16 protein-coding genes and 4 pseudogenes are annotated in these 15990 nt (G+C 53.8%); 10 read left to right on the top strand and 10 right to left on the bottom strand.

Annotation, left to right across the window (positions count from 1 at the left end):
* Positions 1-121: 121 nt before the first annotated feature.
* The 8 genes from N7E01_RS17310 to N7E01_RS17280 all read left to right on the top strand — a co-directional run bounded on the left by N7E01_RS17310 (position 122) and on the right by N7E01_RS17280 (position 6309).
* Positions 122-1060: a YicC/YloC family endoribonuclease gene (locus N7E01_RS17310; protein WP_289173775.1), complete on the top strand. Its 939-nt coding sequence runs from the start codon at positions 122-124 to the stop codon at positions 1058-1060.
* A 188-nt stretch (positions 1061-1248) separates the two neighbouring features.
* Entirely contained in the window at positions 1249-1929 is a 681-nt protein-coding gene (locus N7E01_RS17305; RefSeq protein ID WP_289173774.1) for a tyrosine-type recombinase/integrase, read from the top strand.
* 11 nt (positions 1930-1940) lie between these two features.
* Positions 1941-2456: a site-specific integrase gene (locus N7E01_RS17300; RefSeq protein WP_289173773.1), complete on the top strand. Its 516-nt coding sequence runs from the start codon at positions 1941-1943 to the stop codon at positions 2454-2456.
* Between the two features lie 433 nt (positions 2457-2889).
* Positions 2890-3315 carry a hypothetical protein gene (locus N7E01_RS17295; RefSeq protein WP_289173772.1) on the top strand — a complete coding sequence of 142 codons (426 nt, stop codon included), beginning with the start codon at positions 2890-2892 and terminating at the stop codon, positions 3313-3315.
* A complete protein-coding gene (locus tag N7E01_RS17290; RefSeq protein WP_289173771.1) occupies positions 3312-3989 on the top strand; it encodes a hypothetical protein in 678 nt (225 codons plus the stop codon). The genes N7E01_RS17295 and N7E01_RS17290 overlap by 4 nt, the downstream gene beginning before the upstream one ends.
* A 58-nt stretch (positions 3990-4047) precedes the next feature.
* On the top strand, positions 4048-5691 hold the full coding sequence (locus N7E01_RS17285) for a hypothetical protein (RefSeq protein ID WP_289173770.1): 1644 nt from the start codon (positions 4048-4050) through the stop codon (positions 5689-5691).
* A 1-nt stretch (position 5692) separates the two neighbouring features.
* Positions 5693-5959: a YkgJ family cysteine cluster protein gene (locus N7E01_RS19160; protein ID WP_350495050.1), complete on the top strand. Its 267-nt coding sequence runs from the start codon at positions 5693-5695 to the stop codon at positions 5957-5959.
* A 56-nt stretch (positions 5960-6015) separates the two neighbouring features.
* On the top strand, positions 6016-6309 hold the full coding sequence (locus N7E01_RS17280; RefSeq protein ID WP_289173769.1) for an H-NS histone family protein: 294 nt from the start codon (positions 6016-6018) through the stop codon (positions 6307-6309).
* 612 nt (positions 6310-6921) lie between these two features.
* Here N7E01_RS17280 and N7E01_RS19155 read toward each other — a convergent pair.
* The 4 genes and pseudogenes from N7E01_RS19155 to N7E01_RS17260 form a co-directional block, all read right to left on the bottom strand.
* Positions 6922-6978: an SEC-C metal-binding domain-containing protein gene (locus tag N7E01_RS19155; protein ID WP_350495049.1), complete on the bottom strand. Its 57-nt coding sequence runs from the start codon at positions 6976-6978 to the stop codon at positions 6922-6924.
* Between the two features lie 76 nt (positions 6979-7054).
* Positions 7055-7572, bottom strand: a pseudogene (locus N7E01_RS17270) (cupin domain-containing protein).
* A gap of 98 nt (positions 7573-7670) precedes the next feature.
* Entirely contained in the window at positions 7671-8195 is a 525-nt protein-coding gene (locus N7E01_RS17265) for a hypothetical protein (RefSeq protein ID WP_289173767.1), read from the bottom strand.
* Positions 8196-8197: 2 nt separating this feature from the next.
* Positions 8198-8806, bottom strand: a complete 609-nt coding sequence (locus N7E01_RS17260) for a hypothetical protein (RefSeq protein ID WP_289173766.1) — start codon at positions 8804-8806, stop codon at positions 8198-8200.
* Positions 8807-9148: 342 nt separating this feature from the next.
* Here N7E01_RS17260 and N7E01_RS17255 point away from each other — a divergent pair, with 342 nt between their 5' ends.
* The gene (locus tag N7E01_RS17255) at positions 9149-9694 is read left to right on the top strand and encodes a DUF924 family protein (RefSeq protein WP_289173765.1); all 546 of its coding nucleotides are present in this window, start codon (positions 9149-9151) and stop codon (positions 9692-9694) included.
* 94 nt (positions 9695-9788) lie between these two features.
* On the opposite strand, the gene N7E01_RS17250 is transcribed toward N7E01_RS17255, so the two are convergent.
* The 6 genes and pseudogenes from N7E01_RS17250 to N7E01_RS17225 all read right to left on the bottom strand — a co-directional run.
* Positions 9789-10163 carry a hypothetical protein gene (locus N7E01_RS17250; protein ID WP_289173764.1) on the bottom strand — a complete coding sequence of 125 codons (375 nt, stop codon included), beginning with the start codon at positions 10161-10163 and terminating at the stop codon, positions 9789-9791.
* A gap of 41 nt (positions 10164-10204) precedes the next feature.
* Positions 10205-10582, bottom strand: a complete 378-nt coding sequence (locus N7E01_RS17245) for a hypothetical protein (RefSeq protein WP_289173763.1) — start codon at positions 10580-10582, stop codon at positions 10205-10207.
* Between the two features lie 149 nt (positions 10583-10731).
* A pseudogene (locus N7E01_RS17240) lies at positions 10732-10794 on the bottom strand (SEC-C metal-binding domain-containing protein); the annotation flags it as partial.
* Between the two features lie 211 nt (positions 10795-11005).
* Positions 11006-13261 carry a heavy metal translocating P-type ATPase gene (locus N7E01_RS17235; protein ID WP_289173762.1) on the bottom strand — a complete coding sequence of 752 codons (2256 nt, stop codon included), beginning with the start codon at positions 13259-13261 and terminating at the stop codon, positions 11006-11008.
* 170 nt (positions 13262-13431) lie between these two features.
* Positions 13432-13788, bottom strand: coding sequence for a ketopantoate reductase C-terminal domain-containing protein (locus tag N7E01_RS17230; RefSeq protein ID WP_289175852.1), 357 nt, complete (start codon positions 13786-13788; stop codon positions 13432-13434).
* Between the two features lie 174 nt (positions 13789-13962).
* Positions 13963-14351: pseudogene (locus N7E01_RS17225) on the bottom strand (2-dehydropantoate 2-reductase N-terminal domain-containing protein); the annotation flags it as partial.
* Positions 14352-14682: 331 nt separating this feature from the next.
* Between N7E01_RS17225 and N7E01_RS17220 the strand changes: the two are divergent.
* A pseudogene (locus N7E01_RS17220) lies at positions 14683-15900 on the top strand (YeeE/YedE family protein).
* The last annotated feature ends 90 nt before the right edge of the window (positions 15901-15990 follow it).

The following is a 15990-nucleotide window of genomic DNA, read 5'->3' as shown; positions in this document are numbered from 1 at the left end:
GTTTTCCTTCAATGAATTGACGGCATAGGCCCACGAAAAGGCCTGGACGCCAACGAAATTTTCAAGGATCAATGTTAAAGCATTTCAGTCTGCACCATGAACCCAGCAACAGGACAATTCCATGACGATTCGCAGCATGACCGCGTTTGGCAACGCACGCACCGAAGGCCCCGAGGGCCAGGTTTCCCTTGAAGTTCGCAGCGTCAACAGCCGCTACCTGGACGTAACGTTTCGCCTGCCCGATGACTTGCGCTTTGCCGAGGGTGCCTTGCGCGAAAAGCTGTCACAACACCTGACACGGGGCAAGGTCGAAGTGCGGCTTTCATATGCACGAACGCGTGCCGAGGCCGCTACGGTACTTGACGATGCCTTGCTGAACTCTGTTGCAGTCCAGTTGGCCCAGGCCCGAGCGGTGCTGCCCGACACGCCTTCGCCTTCACTGGCCGAACTGGTCAAGGGTTCGGGCAACGGCGATACCAATGGTTTCGACCCGCAAGCCTGGACACAACTGTCAGTACAGGCCCTGGACGACGCCCTGGCCGACATGCAGGCCAACCGCGAACGCGAAGGGCAACGGCTGGCCCAGATGATGCTGGAATGCGCCGCATCAATTGATGAGGTGGTGGTTGATGTTGAAGCGGCCATGCCGCAGTTAATGAGCGAGCACAAGGCCAAACTGGCCAACCGCCTGCGCGAAGCCCTGGAAGCGGCCAACCCGGGCGGGTTTGCACAAATCAGCGGTGAAGAACTGTCGGCACGCATTGCACAGGAAACCTCGCTGTTTTCATTGCGCGTTGATGTGGCTGAAGAACTGCAGCGTTTGAAATCCCATCTGGCTGAACTGCAGCATATTTTGACTACCGGTGACGCCAAAGCCGGGAAAACCGCGAAAGGCGCGGCGGGTAGTGTTGGAAAACGCCTGGATTTCCTGTTCCAGGAAATGAATCGCGAGGCCAACACCCTCGGCTCGAAAGCCGCCGGCCTGGAGGTTACCCGTGCCGCCATTGATTTGAAGCTGCTGATCGAACAGATGAGGGAGCAGGCACAGAACATAGAGTGATGTAAACTGAAGTCAATCTCTGTCAATAATTTTATATAAATCAATAACATAACGTCCAATCTAGTCAACCAGGGTCAACGTAAATCCACCAGAATCAAGCGCCAAGTGGTGAGTACAATGGTGAGTACAATACTCAATAAGCAGAGTTTTTCTACGATAAGTGGTGAGTACATTTAGAGGAAGACGTTATGGCAGCACTTACAAGCAAGGCAGTTAGTGCAAAGCTCAAAGGCCCGCCCGGACATTTCGCCGATGGCAACGGCCTATACCTTGTCGTACCAGCTAGGGGACGTGCGTATTGGGCGCTACGCTTCACGGCTAACGCGAAGCGCAAGCAAATGACGCTGGGCACTGTGGATGATCTGCCTTTAGCAGATGCACGGGCGGCAGCTGCTGTGCAGATGAAGCAGCTTCGTGGGGGCCTGGACCCTCTTGTCGAAAAGAAAAGAGCTGGGTATGGCGAGATCAATTGCGTCGATGACCTGTTCAACGACTGGCACGAAGGCAACGTCAAGCGTCTGAAGCACCACCACATCCCCTTTCGGGTTTACACCAAAGAAATTGCACCTGTCATTGGGCAAATAAGGCCAGAGGCTGTCACGGGCCGCGACATCAGGCAGGTCTTGAGAAACATTGCAGAAAGCAATAGGCCGAGTACCGCCAACGATGCGTTGATGTACTGCAAGCAACTGTTTAACCATGCCGTCAAACTGGATTTGATACCCAGCAACCCGGCCAGCGCCTTCGCCGTAGACGATGCAGGTGGCATAGAAAAAGCAGGGACCGAGCCCTCACCATTGAAGAACTTGCCTTTGCTTTTAAAGTGTTCAGGGAAGAATCAGACAGCTTTACGCGCGAAAACTATTTAGCCTGTGGGCTTTTGGTCTTGCTCGGCGTCAGGAAAGGTGAACTAACGGAAGCAAAGTGGATCGAGTTCGAGCTGAAAGACAAGGTTTGGCGCCTACCCAAAGAACGAAGCAAATCGAATGTCGCTATTGATATCCCATTGCCGGACTTAGCCATTGAATGGTTAAACGAACTGAAAGTGCGCGCATGTGGGTCCGATTATGTTTTCCCGAATCGCAGGTCAAGCAATATGCCCCACATGGGCAAAGATACGTTGAATCGCGCAATTTCCAAACTATTCGGCAGGGAGCCCGGCAGAGCGGTGCAACCTGAAAACAAAATGGAAGACCTTGAGCATTTCACTGTTCATGATCTGCGGCGTACCTGCCGAAGCATGCTAGCTTCGCTGGGCGTTCCTGGGCATGTGGCTGAACGGTGCCTCAATCATAAGCTCAAGGGTGTTGAGGGTGTTTACAATCGCCACGACTATTTTGATGAGCGAAGGGAGGCCTTGAGTCTGCTGGCTAACAGGCTCTATCCCCTGATATAAGACTTACCTGACTAGGAAGGAGGTAGCGCTTATGCTACCTTGACACCTCGCCGAAAATGGAATGAGACTCATTACTAAATAGGCTGACTATTTATTGTTCTTAGACTGAAACTTATAGCTGCATATTTCACGACACAGCAAAAACGAAAAAATTCTGTTATAACGAATGGAATTAAAATAGTTTATTTGGTGCGTTATGTCAGGTTTAGGCATTGGCATACTAAATACGCGACGTGACTGGGTGTTGAAGTTCAAATATGGAGTAATCCAGTCCTGCCTCCCTTGCCGGCTAAATGTGCAGATCGTGCGACCCACAACGTGGCACAAAAAATTGATGTCAGGATTACAGCAAGCCCTCAACACATGTGGAGAGCCCTCTGTTCGACACAATTACAGATATTGATTCTTTTTTAACCCTGAAAGGTTTATCCGCATGCCCCTACCCCTCATCATTGGAGCTGCCGCACTGGTCACTGCCGCTTACGGCGCCAAAAAAGGCTACGACGGCTATCAGAAGCATTCGGAAGCAGACGAAATCGTCAAAAACGCCCAACATCGCTATGACCAGAAAAAATCCATCTTCGACGAACAAGAGAAAGAAACCTCTCATGCGCTCGAAATGCTGGGGAGGAAGCAACTCGATATCGGAAAGCACCTCAGCGAATTCAAAACCATTGCCGACACACTCCTCCAGCAATTGAACGCAGGTCGCCAGAACAAACTTGAAATCCATATTCCCAAGCATGAACTACAACGCATCGAAGCTTACAGTTATACCGCCATTGGTGTACTGAGTTCCGCCGCTGGGGCCGGCTTAGCAGGTGCAGCGGCTGGATTTGCCATATACGGGGTGTTATGACACTAGGCGCTGCCTCCACTGGTACCGCCATTTCTTCGCTAGCAGGCGCTGCAGCCACCAAAGCCACCCTAGCGGCTATCGGTGGTGGTTCCCTGGCAACTGGCGGCATGGGTATTGCCGGAGGTACAGCCATTCTCGGCGCAGCAGTGGCGGCTCCAGTATTGGCCATTGCTGGCTGGGCCTATAACAGTCATGGTGAAGAAGCGCTCAGAAACGCTCGCAAGGCAGATCAAGAAGTCAAGGCAGCGATCAAGAAACTGGCCAGAGCCATCAAGCAACTTGCTGCAACCGAGGGCTATACAAGAAAAATTAAACAGGCACTACTGTCCATCCATGATCAATTCTCCTTGTACTTTGACAGCCTCAAAGATATCAACAATTTCTTGGAAAACCTCAAAGGCAGTAACGGTGACATAGATGCAGCTCTGCGCGACTTCAGCGATGAAATTCTTCGGAATATTGAAAACGGCTATGCTCTGGCCGCCATTCTGGTCGACGTAATCACTACGCCCATTTTCAAACTCAAGAAAGAGGGGCATGACATTGCAAAAGATGAAAACGGTACGCCCATCATGGAAACTGATACAGATGGCTTCATGATCCTAAATGACGGGGAGCTAGATAAAGTTCTTGTCGAAGCTGATACGGAAGCTAGCAAAATAGAACGCCCCTAAGACTTAAAGGGGGAGTCTCCCCCGCTTGTTTCCCACCCACCATCTAGTAGATCACTTCATGAAGACAGCGGCCAGCCAATATCCGTGGATTGAGGAGCTTGAAAGAACTGTAGTCCATAGTCTGGCCACGAGTTTCGGGCTTGATTTTCTACTGTTCAAAGACAAAGTCGGAGGCGAGGTGGACACTATCCACAATGTTCGCCAGGGAGTCTGGGCCACTGACAAGGAAAGGCAGAACTACGAAAATCGAGAAACCTATGACTCGGATAAATATCATCATAAGGATGTAAAGAAAGAAGACAGCACCTATAAAACAACTGGAGCCAATGACAAGCTGACCCAACAAACCGGTACCCTACAGGACCCTTACCGTAACAGAAGCATGGCTGTTAACGACCCGCGAAATACGGATCACGTCATTAGCGCTAGCGAAGTGCATGATGACGCCGGACGTGTCCTGGCCGAAATCAACGGCATTGAGTTGGCTAATCAAAGCAGCAACCTGCAATCTACGCATGAAACCCTCAATAAATCCAAAGGAAAGGATTCCATTGATGTCTTTCTCGCAAGGCTGCCTGAACAAATAGCGAAAGACGAGACTCAACTACTCAAAGACCGTGATCATCTTGCCACCATGCCACGCACCACACCAGAGCAGCAGCATAAGGGACGCCAACTGGAAGATAAGGTTAGAAAAACCGAGGAAAAAATAAAAACCCTCAAGTCTGTAGACCCTGACGAAATGCGCAAAAGGGACAAAGAAGCCAGAAAACCCTATAACCAGCAGATCAACCAAAAGTACTACACCAGCAGCAAATTCTGGAAACAGACTACCAGTGCCTCCGCTGTGGCCGGACTGAAGATGGGAACACGACAAATGCTGGGCCTGATAATGGCGGAAGCATGGTTTGAGTTGCGGGAGCAACTCCCCAAAACACTGGAAAAACTGAAGACCAACTTCAACCTCGACGCCTTCATTGCAAGTGTGCAGCAAGCCTTGAATGGGATATGGCAGCGCATTAAGTTGCGCTTCAAGGATTTCCTGAACAGTTTCAAAGATGGTGTATTCGCTGGCATCCTTAGTAGCGCCACGACCACCTTGTTTAACGTATTCGCCACTACCCAAAAAATGGCGATCAAGATTATCCGCGAGTTGTGGGGAAGCCTGGTGAAAGCGGTCAAGCTCCTAATCTTTAACCCACAACAGCAGCCCTTCGTCGATCTTTGCAAAGCCGTGACGGCCTTACTCTCCGTTGGTGCCGCCACCGTCGTTGGAACAATGATCTATACCCAGTTGCTGCCCTTGTGCAACTTCCCATTCGGTAGCGAACTGGCCTCTTTCGCGAGCGCGCTGGCAACAGGTCTTATTACTCTTGGTCTCAATTACTTCCTGCTATATAGCAGCCTCGCTGAAAAGCTTTGGGCATTCGTGGACTCCATCATGCCCCATGCAGCCAGCGTGCGAAAATTCCAGGCTATCAATGCAGAACTGGATCGCTATCTTACCGAACTTGGCCGAATCGAATTCAACCTGGATGCCGATGAACTCGCTGAGTTCGCTCAACAGTTGGCTAGCTGTAATGACGAGCTGCAACGTGGCCTGCTACTCAAGGATGAAATCAGCAATCGCGGCGTCGAGCTCCCTTTTGAGATGGGCGATAGAGCAAGTACTCGGAAATGGCTAACATCACTTGTCAAATAACATGCACGCCTTCCCCTGCAGCCAATGCGGCCTGTGCTGCCAGCAAGTCAACCTAGCAGAGAAAACCCATTTTCTCGACCGTGGCGACGGGACTTGTCGGCATTACAAAACCGCCAGCAAAGAGTGTGGCATCTACGCCACACGCCCGGACATCTGCCGAGTGGATCTACAATATAGTCTCCACTATGCCCAACAACACACATGGAACGAGTTTGTTTCCCTGAATCTTCATGTATGTGAGATCTTGCAGGCACAGCAAGTTAAATAGTTCCTCAAGAGGTACGCGGATGATAAGCGTACCCCGATTGATAAAGGTAAAACGTAATGGCAACATACCATGAATTAAAAGCCCAAGCAGAAATGCTCCTCAAAGAGGCCGAAGAACTGCGTAAACAAGAAGTCGCTGAGGCAATACGCGATATCAAAGAAAAAATGGAGCAATACGGTATTACAGCGGAAGATCTTGTAAGTTCTGGCAAGAAAATGGTTTCCAAGAAACCTGCTGTTGTCAAGTACCTTGGGCCAAATGGTGAAGAGTGGTCAGGTCGAGGGCGAACGCCAGGCTGGATGGTTGAGGCCGAAAAACGTGGCTCATCACGCGAAGACTTCGCAGTCTAACTGCTTGTTAGTTTTTTGGATTTCAAAAAATAAAGCTTGTGAGTGGCTCCAAGAGGCTACTTTGTATTTTCAAAGATGCCTGACATACCCCCGCTGTCGGAATAGTTGGAACCTCTACAGATGTTAGAGGTTGAATCTCCAACCTGGGGCAGAGAGAAGGTAGCCATGACATTGTGGCAACGACAGCAAACGTGTACAAGGGTTTCCAGCTATCGGCTGGCTGAGCCTGTGCCAGACCCCAACGCGGCGGATGGAAGCAAGGATTATCGCGTGGCACCTTCAATTGAAAACTCAAAGGTATCCCTGAGCAGCGGCTGTATTTCAACCTTGCGCCCAATTTTCGTCTCGTCGTCAAAACGTTTCGGGTCAATAATGGCAAAGCCCCAAAACCCCAGAAAACGATCAATGAAGCGTGACTCGATCATTGATTCAAGCAGAGTTTCTGGCAGAGCGTAATCGTCGGGCGGAAACGCTGACAGCACATCAGGAAATGCCGTCAGCAAGTCATCGGTTAACTGGTCAACGCTGGAATGGTTTTGCAGACGCCACAGCATGAAAAGCCAGAAGGTTCTCAGGTCAACGTCATATCCCCACCGATCCAGGTAAGCCCAGTTATAGCCGGTCACCGCCGCTGCCGCATGGGCAAGGGTCATTTCGTCCGGGTTTCATATCGAGTATTTTCAGGGGTGCGGATTTAACGATTCTGGAACTTCAATCCTGAAGCAATCATACAGAAAATGAATGCTTAACGAAGCAACCGGTGAATCACCTCAGCGTGCTGCGGGTAATCGGCCAATAGTTGCGCCCCATCGGCCAATTCAAATTCAGAAAACTCAAACCCTGGTGCAACGGTACAGCCCACAAGCGCAAAACTGTCCGGGTTTGTCAGTTCGGCAGCGAACCAGCAGCCTGCCGGCACGACGGCTTGATACACGCAGCCAGACTGCTCAAGTGCGGGCCCCAATACGTGCGTGACCAGTTCTTTGGACGGCATCAGCACCTGCACCTTCAATGGGCTGCCGGCATAAAAGTGCCAGACTTCGTCCGACGCAATACGGTGCCAGGCGGACCAGGCGCCGCGTTCAAGCAAATAATAAATGGCGGTTGAACTTGCCCGTTGGGCACCATCAAGGGTTCGTACAACCGTATCGGCCGCACGATAGATTTCGGTGTAAAAGCCCCTTCCGGGTGAGGCTTGAGGTTCAGGTGTTCAACCAGCCTGGCCACATCGGCCTGGTAAGGACGTTGATTATGACTTGTCATTAAACAGCGCTAAAAAAGCAAAAAGAATAAAAATTTCATCGAAAAACGGTTAACAATGGAAACGACCACTCAGATAACGTACTGAAGAAAGGCTGTGTTCACACCGCCGCTGTTACCGAAACAACGCTGCCTGGCTCACCATACAACAACACCAGACCGCCTTTCGGTACGCGTACCCGCGCAGGCTTTAGCACTGTTCCGGACACATCCTCTGCTCTGACCACACCGTCCGGGCTGGCCCGGAACTGATCCGGATAAACCGGCGCAAGATCGGCGTCGTACACGAAAGCGGCTATCGCACCCTCAACCTGAAACTCTATGGAACGGGCGGCGCGAACCCCCAAGGCATGTCCGTGCGGCGATACGTGGGCCTGCCAGGTAGCGCCTGCCTCAAGCAGTGGCATGGAATCCAGCGACCTGAACAGCATCCGGCCAAAACGCAAATCATCCTGGCCGTCACAGCGCTTTACCCGCAAATCATTCAAATCCCGGCTCATGGTGTACGGAATGTTCAGGCACATGCGTGCGGCATCAGGTTCATTGGCCACCAGCAGCTGATTTTCAGTGCTGGCAGGCCCGGCGTTAACGCCAATGTACCCGGGCAATTCCGGCACGGCAAACAACGTCAGGGCAGGACCACCCCTGCCAGGGCCAGCGAGGTGTAACGCTCGTTGATGACGACCCAGGTGCGGCCCATACGCGATGTCCAGGCCTCGGGGACAGGCCGTTGCGCTGTCAATGCCTGGGCAAACGCCAGATCAATGCGGCTATACCCGGCATCTGATGGCATCTGCAACGTAAGGTAACGCTGTTTACCCTGACGCGCCAGACCGAATGCCGTTGCCGGCTTGTCGGTATCGGCAAATAAACCGTCAGCTCTGCGCTTCCAGATCGCATTCTCGCTCCAACGCCCGTCTTCCCACTTGTGCACCTGTACGACATCGGGCTGATCAGCCATAGAAACGCGAAAAATCGCCTGATAATTGGCGTAGATGCCCTGTAGATCTGCGGCATTGACCGCATAGGGGCTGACGTCCTTGTCAGCTGTCGGCCCCAATTTTTCGGGCATGCGGGCAAGACTGCCCTTTTCAACGAGGGCCTGATACAGCACTTGCTCGGCAATGGCATCGGGTTTGTAGGCGGTACTGGTGCCAGTGATCATCACCGCCAGTTCATGGTCGGGCAGAACGTAAAAGTCAGAGCCGTAAACCAGGGTACCCCGTTTTTCCACCACGCGCGGATATCCGACGTGGCAAAGGCGCCCTGATGCACATCGTCCCAACCCAAGCCAAACCTCCACTCCACCGGGACTGGGCGTAACGCTTCATTCACCGCCTGAAGCTGCCCACCCCATGGCCGCAAGCATCTTGCGACGGACCGGATGCGGCCCATCGGGCAGCGCCACACTTGCATGACTACCCAAAGATGAATTGATCTCAGATTCAAGACTTACCCTGCGTGCGCACATGACATGAACTCCTGAGAGCAGGTATTTTTCACACCCGGTGACAATTGAGTCTAGCATGTCACATCACCGCTACACTGACGATACATGATATGAACAGGAACAAGCCTTATGCTGAATACGCCCGAAACCATCCTGAATTTCTGGTTTACCGAACTCGAATCCAAAGACTGGTTCGACAAAAACCCCACCCTTGACACCCTGATCCGCGAGCGCTTCAGCGAAGTGCACCGTCAGGCCCGGCACTGCGAACTTTACGCATGGCGTGCAATCCCACAAGGCCGGCTGGCCGAAATTATTATTCTGGATCAATTCCCCCGCAACATGTTTCGCGGTGACCCCCGGTCTTTCGCCACCGACCCACTGGCACTTGCCCTCGCCCAAGAAGCTGTTGCCAGTAAAACCGACCTGTCATTGACCGTTCAACAACGCGCCTTCCTGTACATGCCCTACATGCACAGCGAATCACTGGCCATCCACCACGTGGCAATGACTGTGTTCAACCAGCCCGGCCTCGAAAACAATCTGGCTTATGAAATCAGGCACAAAGACATTATTGAGCGTTTCGGCCGCTACCCTCACCGCAACGAAATTCTGGGCCGAACATCAACCGCGGAAGAAATGGAATTCCTCAAGCAACCGGGTTCGGGGTTCTGATTGTCCTGCCACGCCCGGGGCAGTCGTGCAAGCTGACACATAAGAAGCGCCTGCTCGGGCACCGCCTGCTTTTGGTCGCTTTGCAACCAGCTGCTTACACCGGGTTTTCAATCGAAAATTCAAACGTTTGCTTAAGCAACGGCTGTATCTCGACCACCCGGGGCGTTTGTGCCCCGCTGGCAAAATGTTTCGGGTCCATAACGACAAAACCCCAATACCCCAAAAAGCGATCAATGAAGCGCGCCTCGATCATTGATTCAAGCAGTGCTTGCGGCGGAGCATAATCGTCGGGTGGAAACATTGACAGCAAATCAGGAAATGCCGTCAGCATGTCATCCATCAACTGATCAACACTGGCATGGCCTTGCAGACGCCACAACATAAATAACCAGAACGTTCTTAAATCAACATCATAGTCCCACCGATCCATGTACGCCCAGTTGTATCCGGTAACCGCGGCTTCCAGCATCGGCTTGAAAAAGGCCTGAATGCCTTTGCGCTGATACTCTTTCAGGGCAGCTTTTTTACATGATAACGACCTGCACGCTGGTAAATGATGCCGGCAATATCTGCCAGGACACGGGCATAGTGCAGCGCGTTGAACTTGTCTTCATTCGCGCCGGCGTATTCGTTCAGGTAGATTGAAACCGGAAACTTCGACACAGCAAACTCGGGCAACAGTTCACTGGCCTGTTTAACCAGTGAAGTAGGCAAGTTGCCTTTGCTGGTGGCCTTGAACGACCCGCCACCTTGAAGCGCTTCGTCGAGAATCAGCGTTAAATAGCGCATGACCGGGCTGCCAGAAAGATCACTGGGCGTGCTGACGGTAACCCACGCCAAATCGTGGAACGGCGCATTTAGCCAATTGGCCATCTGTGTTGGCGTCAAACCAAAAAATCCGGGTTCGGACGATTGTTCAGATCATGCATCCTGCTTTGCAGAACGACATTCAGCTCATCCAGTGTCAGATTCGGATTCATGGCAAGAATTTGCTCGATATCATCAACGATATCGAGCGGTTTGTTCAGCGCCTTGCCCAGACAGCACTGCTTGTATTTTTTACCGCTTCCGCATGGGCAAGGGTCGTTTCGTCCGGGCTTCATGGTGATAATTTCTTTTTTCTGCGGGGTCAGGTCGGGGGAGGATCAGCCATTGTAAACGTCCCGTTATTACCAGGGGACGATAGTGGCAGCCGCATCGTCGGTTATGCTGCAAATACCAGTTGGTTTTTAAGCTTAACGGGGTGGGTATTTTATGGCCTCCGGAACAGGACAGAGGTTTCGTTGTGGTCTGTCTGGATGTGCCAGCACATCAGCATTTGTTTCGCAGCATTCTTAACCCATTGAACACGACCAGCAGGCTTGCCCCCATATCGGCGAATACCGCCATCCACATGGTCGCGCCGTTGAATAATGCCAGCAGCAAGAACACGGCCTTGATGCCAAGGGCCAGTGCAATGTTTTGCCAAAGAATGGTCTGGGTCTTGCGTGATAGCCTGATGGCTTCGGGAATGCGGCGCAGATCGTCGTTCATGATCACCACGTCTGCCGCTTCCATGGCGATATCGGTTCCCGCACCACCCATGGCGAAGCCAATATCGGAACGGGCCAGCGCTGGGGCGTCGTTGATGCCATCGCCGGTCATTGCAACGTAGCCGTATTGCTTTTGCATTTCTTCAACTGCCGCAAGTTTGTCTTTGGGCAGCAAATTAGCGCGCGCATCGTCAATGCCAGCCTGGCTTGCGATGGCCCGGGCTGTGGCGACGTTGTCACCCGTCAGCATGACCGAAGCCACGCCAAGGGCATGAAGTTCTGCAATGGCGTCGCGCGAACTCTTTTTGATGGTGTCGGCAACTGCGAAGATTGCGAGAACTTGTGTGCTGGAAGCCAGCATCGTGACCGTGCGGCCCTGCGCTTCGTGTTCGGCCAATCGAGCTTCAATCTGCGGACTGCAAAGCCCACGATCTTCGATCAGCCGGTGATTCCCAAGAATCAAGGCAAGGCCATCGGCTTTAGCCTCAATACCGCGCCCCGGCAAAGCAGTGAAGCCTTCAAGCGGCCCATTGCCCTGGATGCCCAGGCCCTGGGCAATGGCTTTGGACACGGGATGGTCGGAGTGCCCTGCCAGGTCTGACGCCCAACGCAAGACTTGTGGCTCTGACTGGTCAGTCGGCAGAACTTCGGTAGCCACCAACCTGGGCTTGCCCAGCGTGATGGTGCCGGTCTTGTCCAGCGCAATCGCCTTGATCTTGCGGGCGCCTTCCAGGTAGACGCCGCCCTTGATCAAGATGCCACGGCGCGCGGCCGCTGCCAACCCGCTCACGACGGTCACGGGGGTGGAAATCACCAACGCGCAGGGGCAAGCGATGACCAAAAGCACCAAGGCTTTGTAGATAGCCTGCATCCAGGTCCAACCCATCAACCAAGGCGTCAGCAAGCACACGGCCAAAGCCAGCGTGAAGACGGAGGGCGTATAGATGGCGGCAAAGCGGTCCACAAATTGCTGTGTGGGCGCGCGCGACCCTTGGGCCTGTTCCACCGCATGGATGATTCGGGCCAGCAACGTGCCATTGGCCGCTGAGCTGACCTGGACCTCGACCATGCCAGTGGCGTTGATGGTGCCTGCAAACACGGCATCGCCGATAGCCTTATCGACGGGAATGCTTTCCCCGGTCACGGGAGACTGGTCGACAGAAGTCGCCCCTGCGACGATCACCCCATCGAGTGGAACACGCACACCCGGTTTAACCCGAACGATTGCGCCTGGGGCGACTGTCTTTACCAGACACTCTACCCATGAACCGTCGGCTTGCCTGACCTGCGCCTTCTCTGGCGTCATGTCCAACAGCCCCTTGATGGCATTGCGGGCGCGGTCTACCGAGCGCGCTTCGATGAGTTCGGCAAGGGCATACAGCGCCATCACCATGGCGGCTTCCGGCCATTGACCAATAAGGAAAGCGCCCGTGACGGCGACGGTCATCAACGCGTTGATATTCAGGCGCAGGTTGCGCAGCGCTGCCAAACCCTTTACGTAGGTCGAAAACCCGGACAGCCCGATGGCGACAGACGCAAGGGCCATACCGACGCCCGAGAAGACCACCGTATGCGGGGCAAAGAAAGAAATTAATTCAGCCCCAAAGGCCAAAACCAGGGCCAAGACGTATCGGGGCAAACCTTCGGGAAGCGCAACGCCACCCAGGCTGTGAGGGTGGTCGTGACCCGCGTGGTCATGATCACCGTCTTGCCCTACGGGCCCGGACAATGGAACCGGTTTGAATCCTGCTTTGCGAATCGCATCCAGCGCCAGCGGGATGGATTCGGCAGGGGCATCGATTGCGAGAGTCCGCGCCCCGAGTTGAAAGCTCAGGCTGCGCAGCCCCGGAAGCTTTGCCAATGCGTGCCGGATCTCTCCTTCCTCTGCCGCGCAGTCCATGGTAGGAATGCGGAATACCGGTATGCCTTGCGATTCTGGCTTGGGCGGGGCGACGACGATGGTTTCAGTGCCGGAAGCGCTGCCACAGCCGCAAGAGTGACGGGTATCGGTTTCTTCGGGGCAAGGATGGCTCATGGATGTTCTTGCTTAATCGCGTTCAAACCGCACTTTTATGCGCATATTATCGTTAAAAAATACATTTTTCAGCGCATTAAAGTGTGATTCTGGTTATTCCACTGGCTACGATGCTGCCGCTTGGCACTGGCTAACACCCCCATCGGGGCCGCGCCCAAAGCTATCCATGTTCAGGCTTCTAACCGCCCGCTATAGGTTTCAAGCACGGCCAACGCCACGGCCAGCAACGAACAGGGCACCCCTGCTGCCTGAGCCCGGCGCACCATATCACCAACCAAATGATCGCCCTCGATGGGCAACCCCGCCCGCATATCCCGGTATATCGATGAATTGAATGACGACTTCGGGTTTGTCAGCACCCGCTGGAAGCCCGCCACCGCCTGCGGATGCATCGGGTGACCTGCCGCCTTTGCCGTTTCAGTGCACTCGTGGAATAACTGCAGCGCAATGTCGCCGCCGTCACGGCTGCGCATGTATTCGCCCACCGTGCCATGTAATAAACAGTTGGCCGCACCCAACGATGCCATCCGGCAGAACTTGTCCCACATATCGTCAATAACCCGCTCGCTGAATCCGGTTTCAATCCCGGAGTCCGACAGCATCTGCCACACCCGTTGCGCCATTTCAACTTGGCCCGCCGACCTCGCCCCAACCGTAATGCTGCTGTAGGCATTGGCCACCTGCACATGCGTCGGGTCAGCCAGCGTAGCAATTGTCATGGCGATGCCGCCCAACACGCGATCAGTACCAAATGCGGCGTCCAGGGCGTCAAGGTGTCGCAAGCCATTCATTAGCGGCAAAAACCAGGTTTGCGGCCCAACGGCTGCCCGCACATCGGCGATCACCCCATCCAGGGCGTATGCCTTGTTGGTCAGAATGACCAGCTCATAGCCCGGCTGCAAGTCGCTGGCCACGACGGTGCGCGGCGTGAACGGATATTCGCCGGCCGGGGTGACGACGGTTAGCCCTTCGGCATCCAGTAACGCCTTGCGCGCCAGGCGCACCAAAACTGCACATCGGCGCCTGCCCGATGCAAACTCGCACCGAACAAGCCGCCGACAGCACCCGCGCCAACAATCAGGATTTTCATGGTTTTACCTTTATAAACTGAAATACAAAGCCGACGCCCGACGACCCGAAGTAATGAACGCGAAGCAACCCGCACCCAACACACATCACCCAAAAGTTGCAGACGAATCTGGCCAGCCCGTGCAAGAACCTGCGTTGCCAAAGTGTATGCCAACCATCGATAAGTTTATTTCCATAAGAAATATAGAAACCACTTGACATGAAAATATCGGCTGAAACGATTAACATATTGTCCTGCGTTCTATCAAACCTTTCCATTATTGCTATTGGTTATTAATAAATGGCGCATGTGCCGCTGAACGGCATCGCTATCACACAACTTAAAAAACATCATGTCCACCTCACACACCTTGCCCGGACCGACCGGTCCGGTTCGACTGAACATCAAGCCCCTTACCATTGCGCTGCTTATCGCACTGGCGGGTATTTTTTACATTGCTGAAACCGTCAGTGGCCGCCAGGCCGCGCTGTGGGTTGTGGGCATCTTGCTGGGCATCACCCTTTATCATTCATCGTTTGGGTTTACGTCGTCGTGGCGTGTATTCCTGTCAGACCGCCAGGGTGCCGGGCTGCGCGCACAAATGCTGATGCTCGCCGCAGGCGTTATCCTGTTCTTTCCGTTTCTTGCCCAGGGTACGTTGGCCGGGCAAGCGGTAAACGGTTTTGTTTCGCCACCCGGGCTTTCGGTGGTGCTGGGTGCATTCATCTTTGGTATTGGCATGCAACTGGGCGGCGGTTGCGCCTCGGGCACCCTGTTTGCCGTGGGCGGGGGCAGCACCCGCATGGTCGTCACGCTGGCATTTTTCATTGTGGGTTCGGTCATCGGTGCCTGGCTTTTTCCGTGGTGGGGCTCGTTACCGGCCCTGCCCCCCGTATCCTTGGTAAAACCTGGGGCCTTTGGCCCGCCCTGCTGTCTAACCTGGCAGTGTTTGCCCTGATCTACTGGCTGACTCTTGTATTTGAAAAGCGTCGGCATGGGCAAATCATCAGTCATGCGCGCTCAACGGGCGGCATGAATTCGCTGCTGCGCGGCCCTTGGCCGCTGGTGTGGGGCGCTGTCGCACTGGTTATTCTCAACTTTGCGACCCTGGCCCTGGCCGGGCGCCCTGGGGCATTACCTCGGCATTTGCTTTGTGGGGTGCCAAAACCCTGGCCTTTTTGATCTGGCGCAGCCCGATCAATGGGCATTCTGGGTCAAGAACCCTGCCCCGCTTCAGCAGTCTATCGCTCAAGACATTACTTCCGTCATGGATATCGGTCTGGTCCTGGGCGCCATGGGTGCAGCGGCAGCCGCAGGCAAATTCGCGCCTATCTGGAAATTGCCTGCGCGTTCGCTGGCGGCAGCGATTGTTGGCGGGTTGCTGCTGGGTATTGGTTCGCGCATGGCGTTTGGCTGCAATATCGGGGCCTACTTCAGCGGTATTTTGTCGGGCAGCCTGCACGGATGGCTTTGGGTTCCTGCCGCATTCGCCGGCAATGCCGTCGGTGTCGGGCTACGCCCTTTGTTTGGTCTGGCCAACGAAAAAACGCCACGTCTGACCGCTTGCTGAACAAGACACATAGAAATCAATTGAATTAGGTCACATAAACCACTAATTTATTTGTTGATTTTTAAATTTATTTGATATGATCAGCAGCAT

Origin of the sequence: Neopusillimonas aromaticivorans (assembly GCF_030344915.1) — a bacterium.
Lineage (GTDB): Bacteria > Pseudomonadota > Gammaproteobacteria > Burkholderiales > Burkholderiaceae_B > Neopusillimonas > Neopusillimonas aromaticivorans.
The sequence above is the reverse complement of the archived record's forward strand: the minus strand, read 5'-3'. Positions and strand labels throughout refer to the sequence as shown.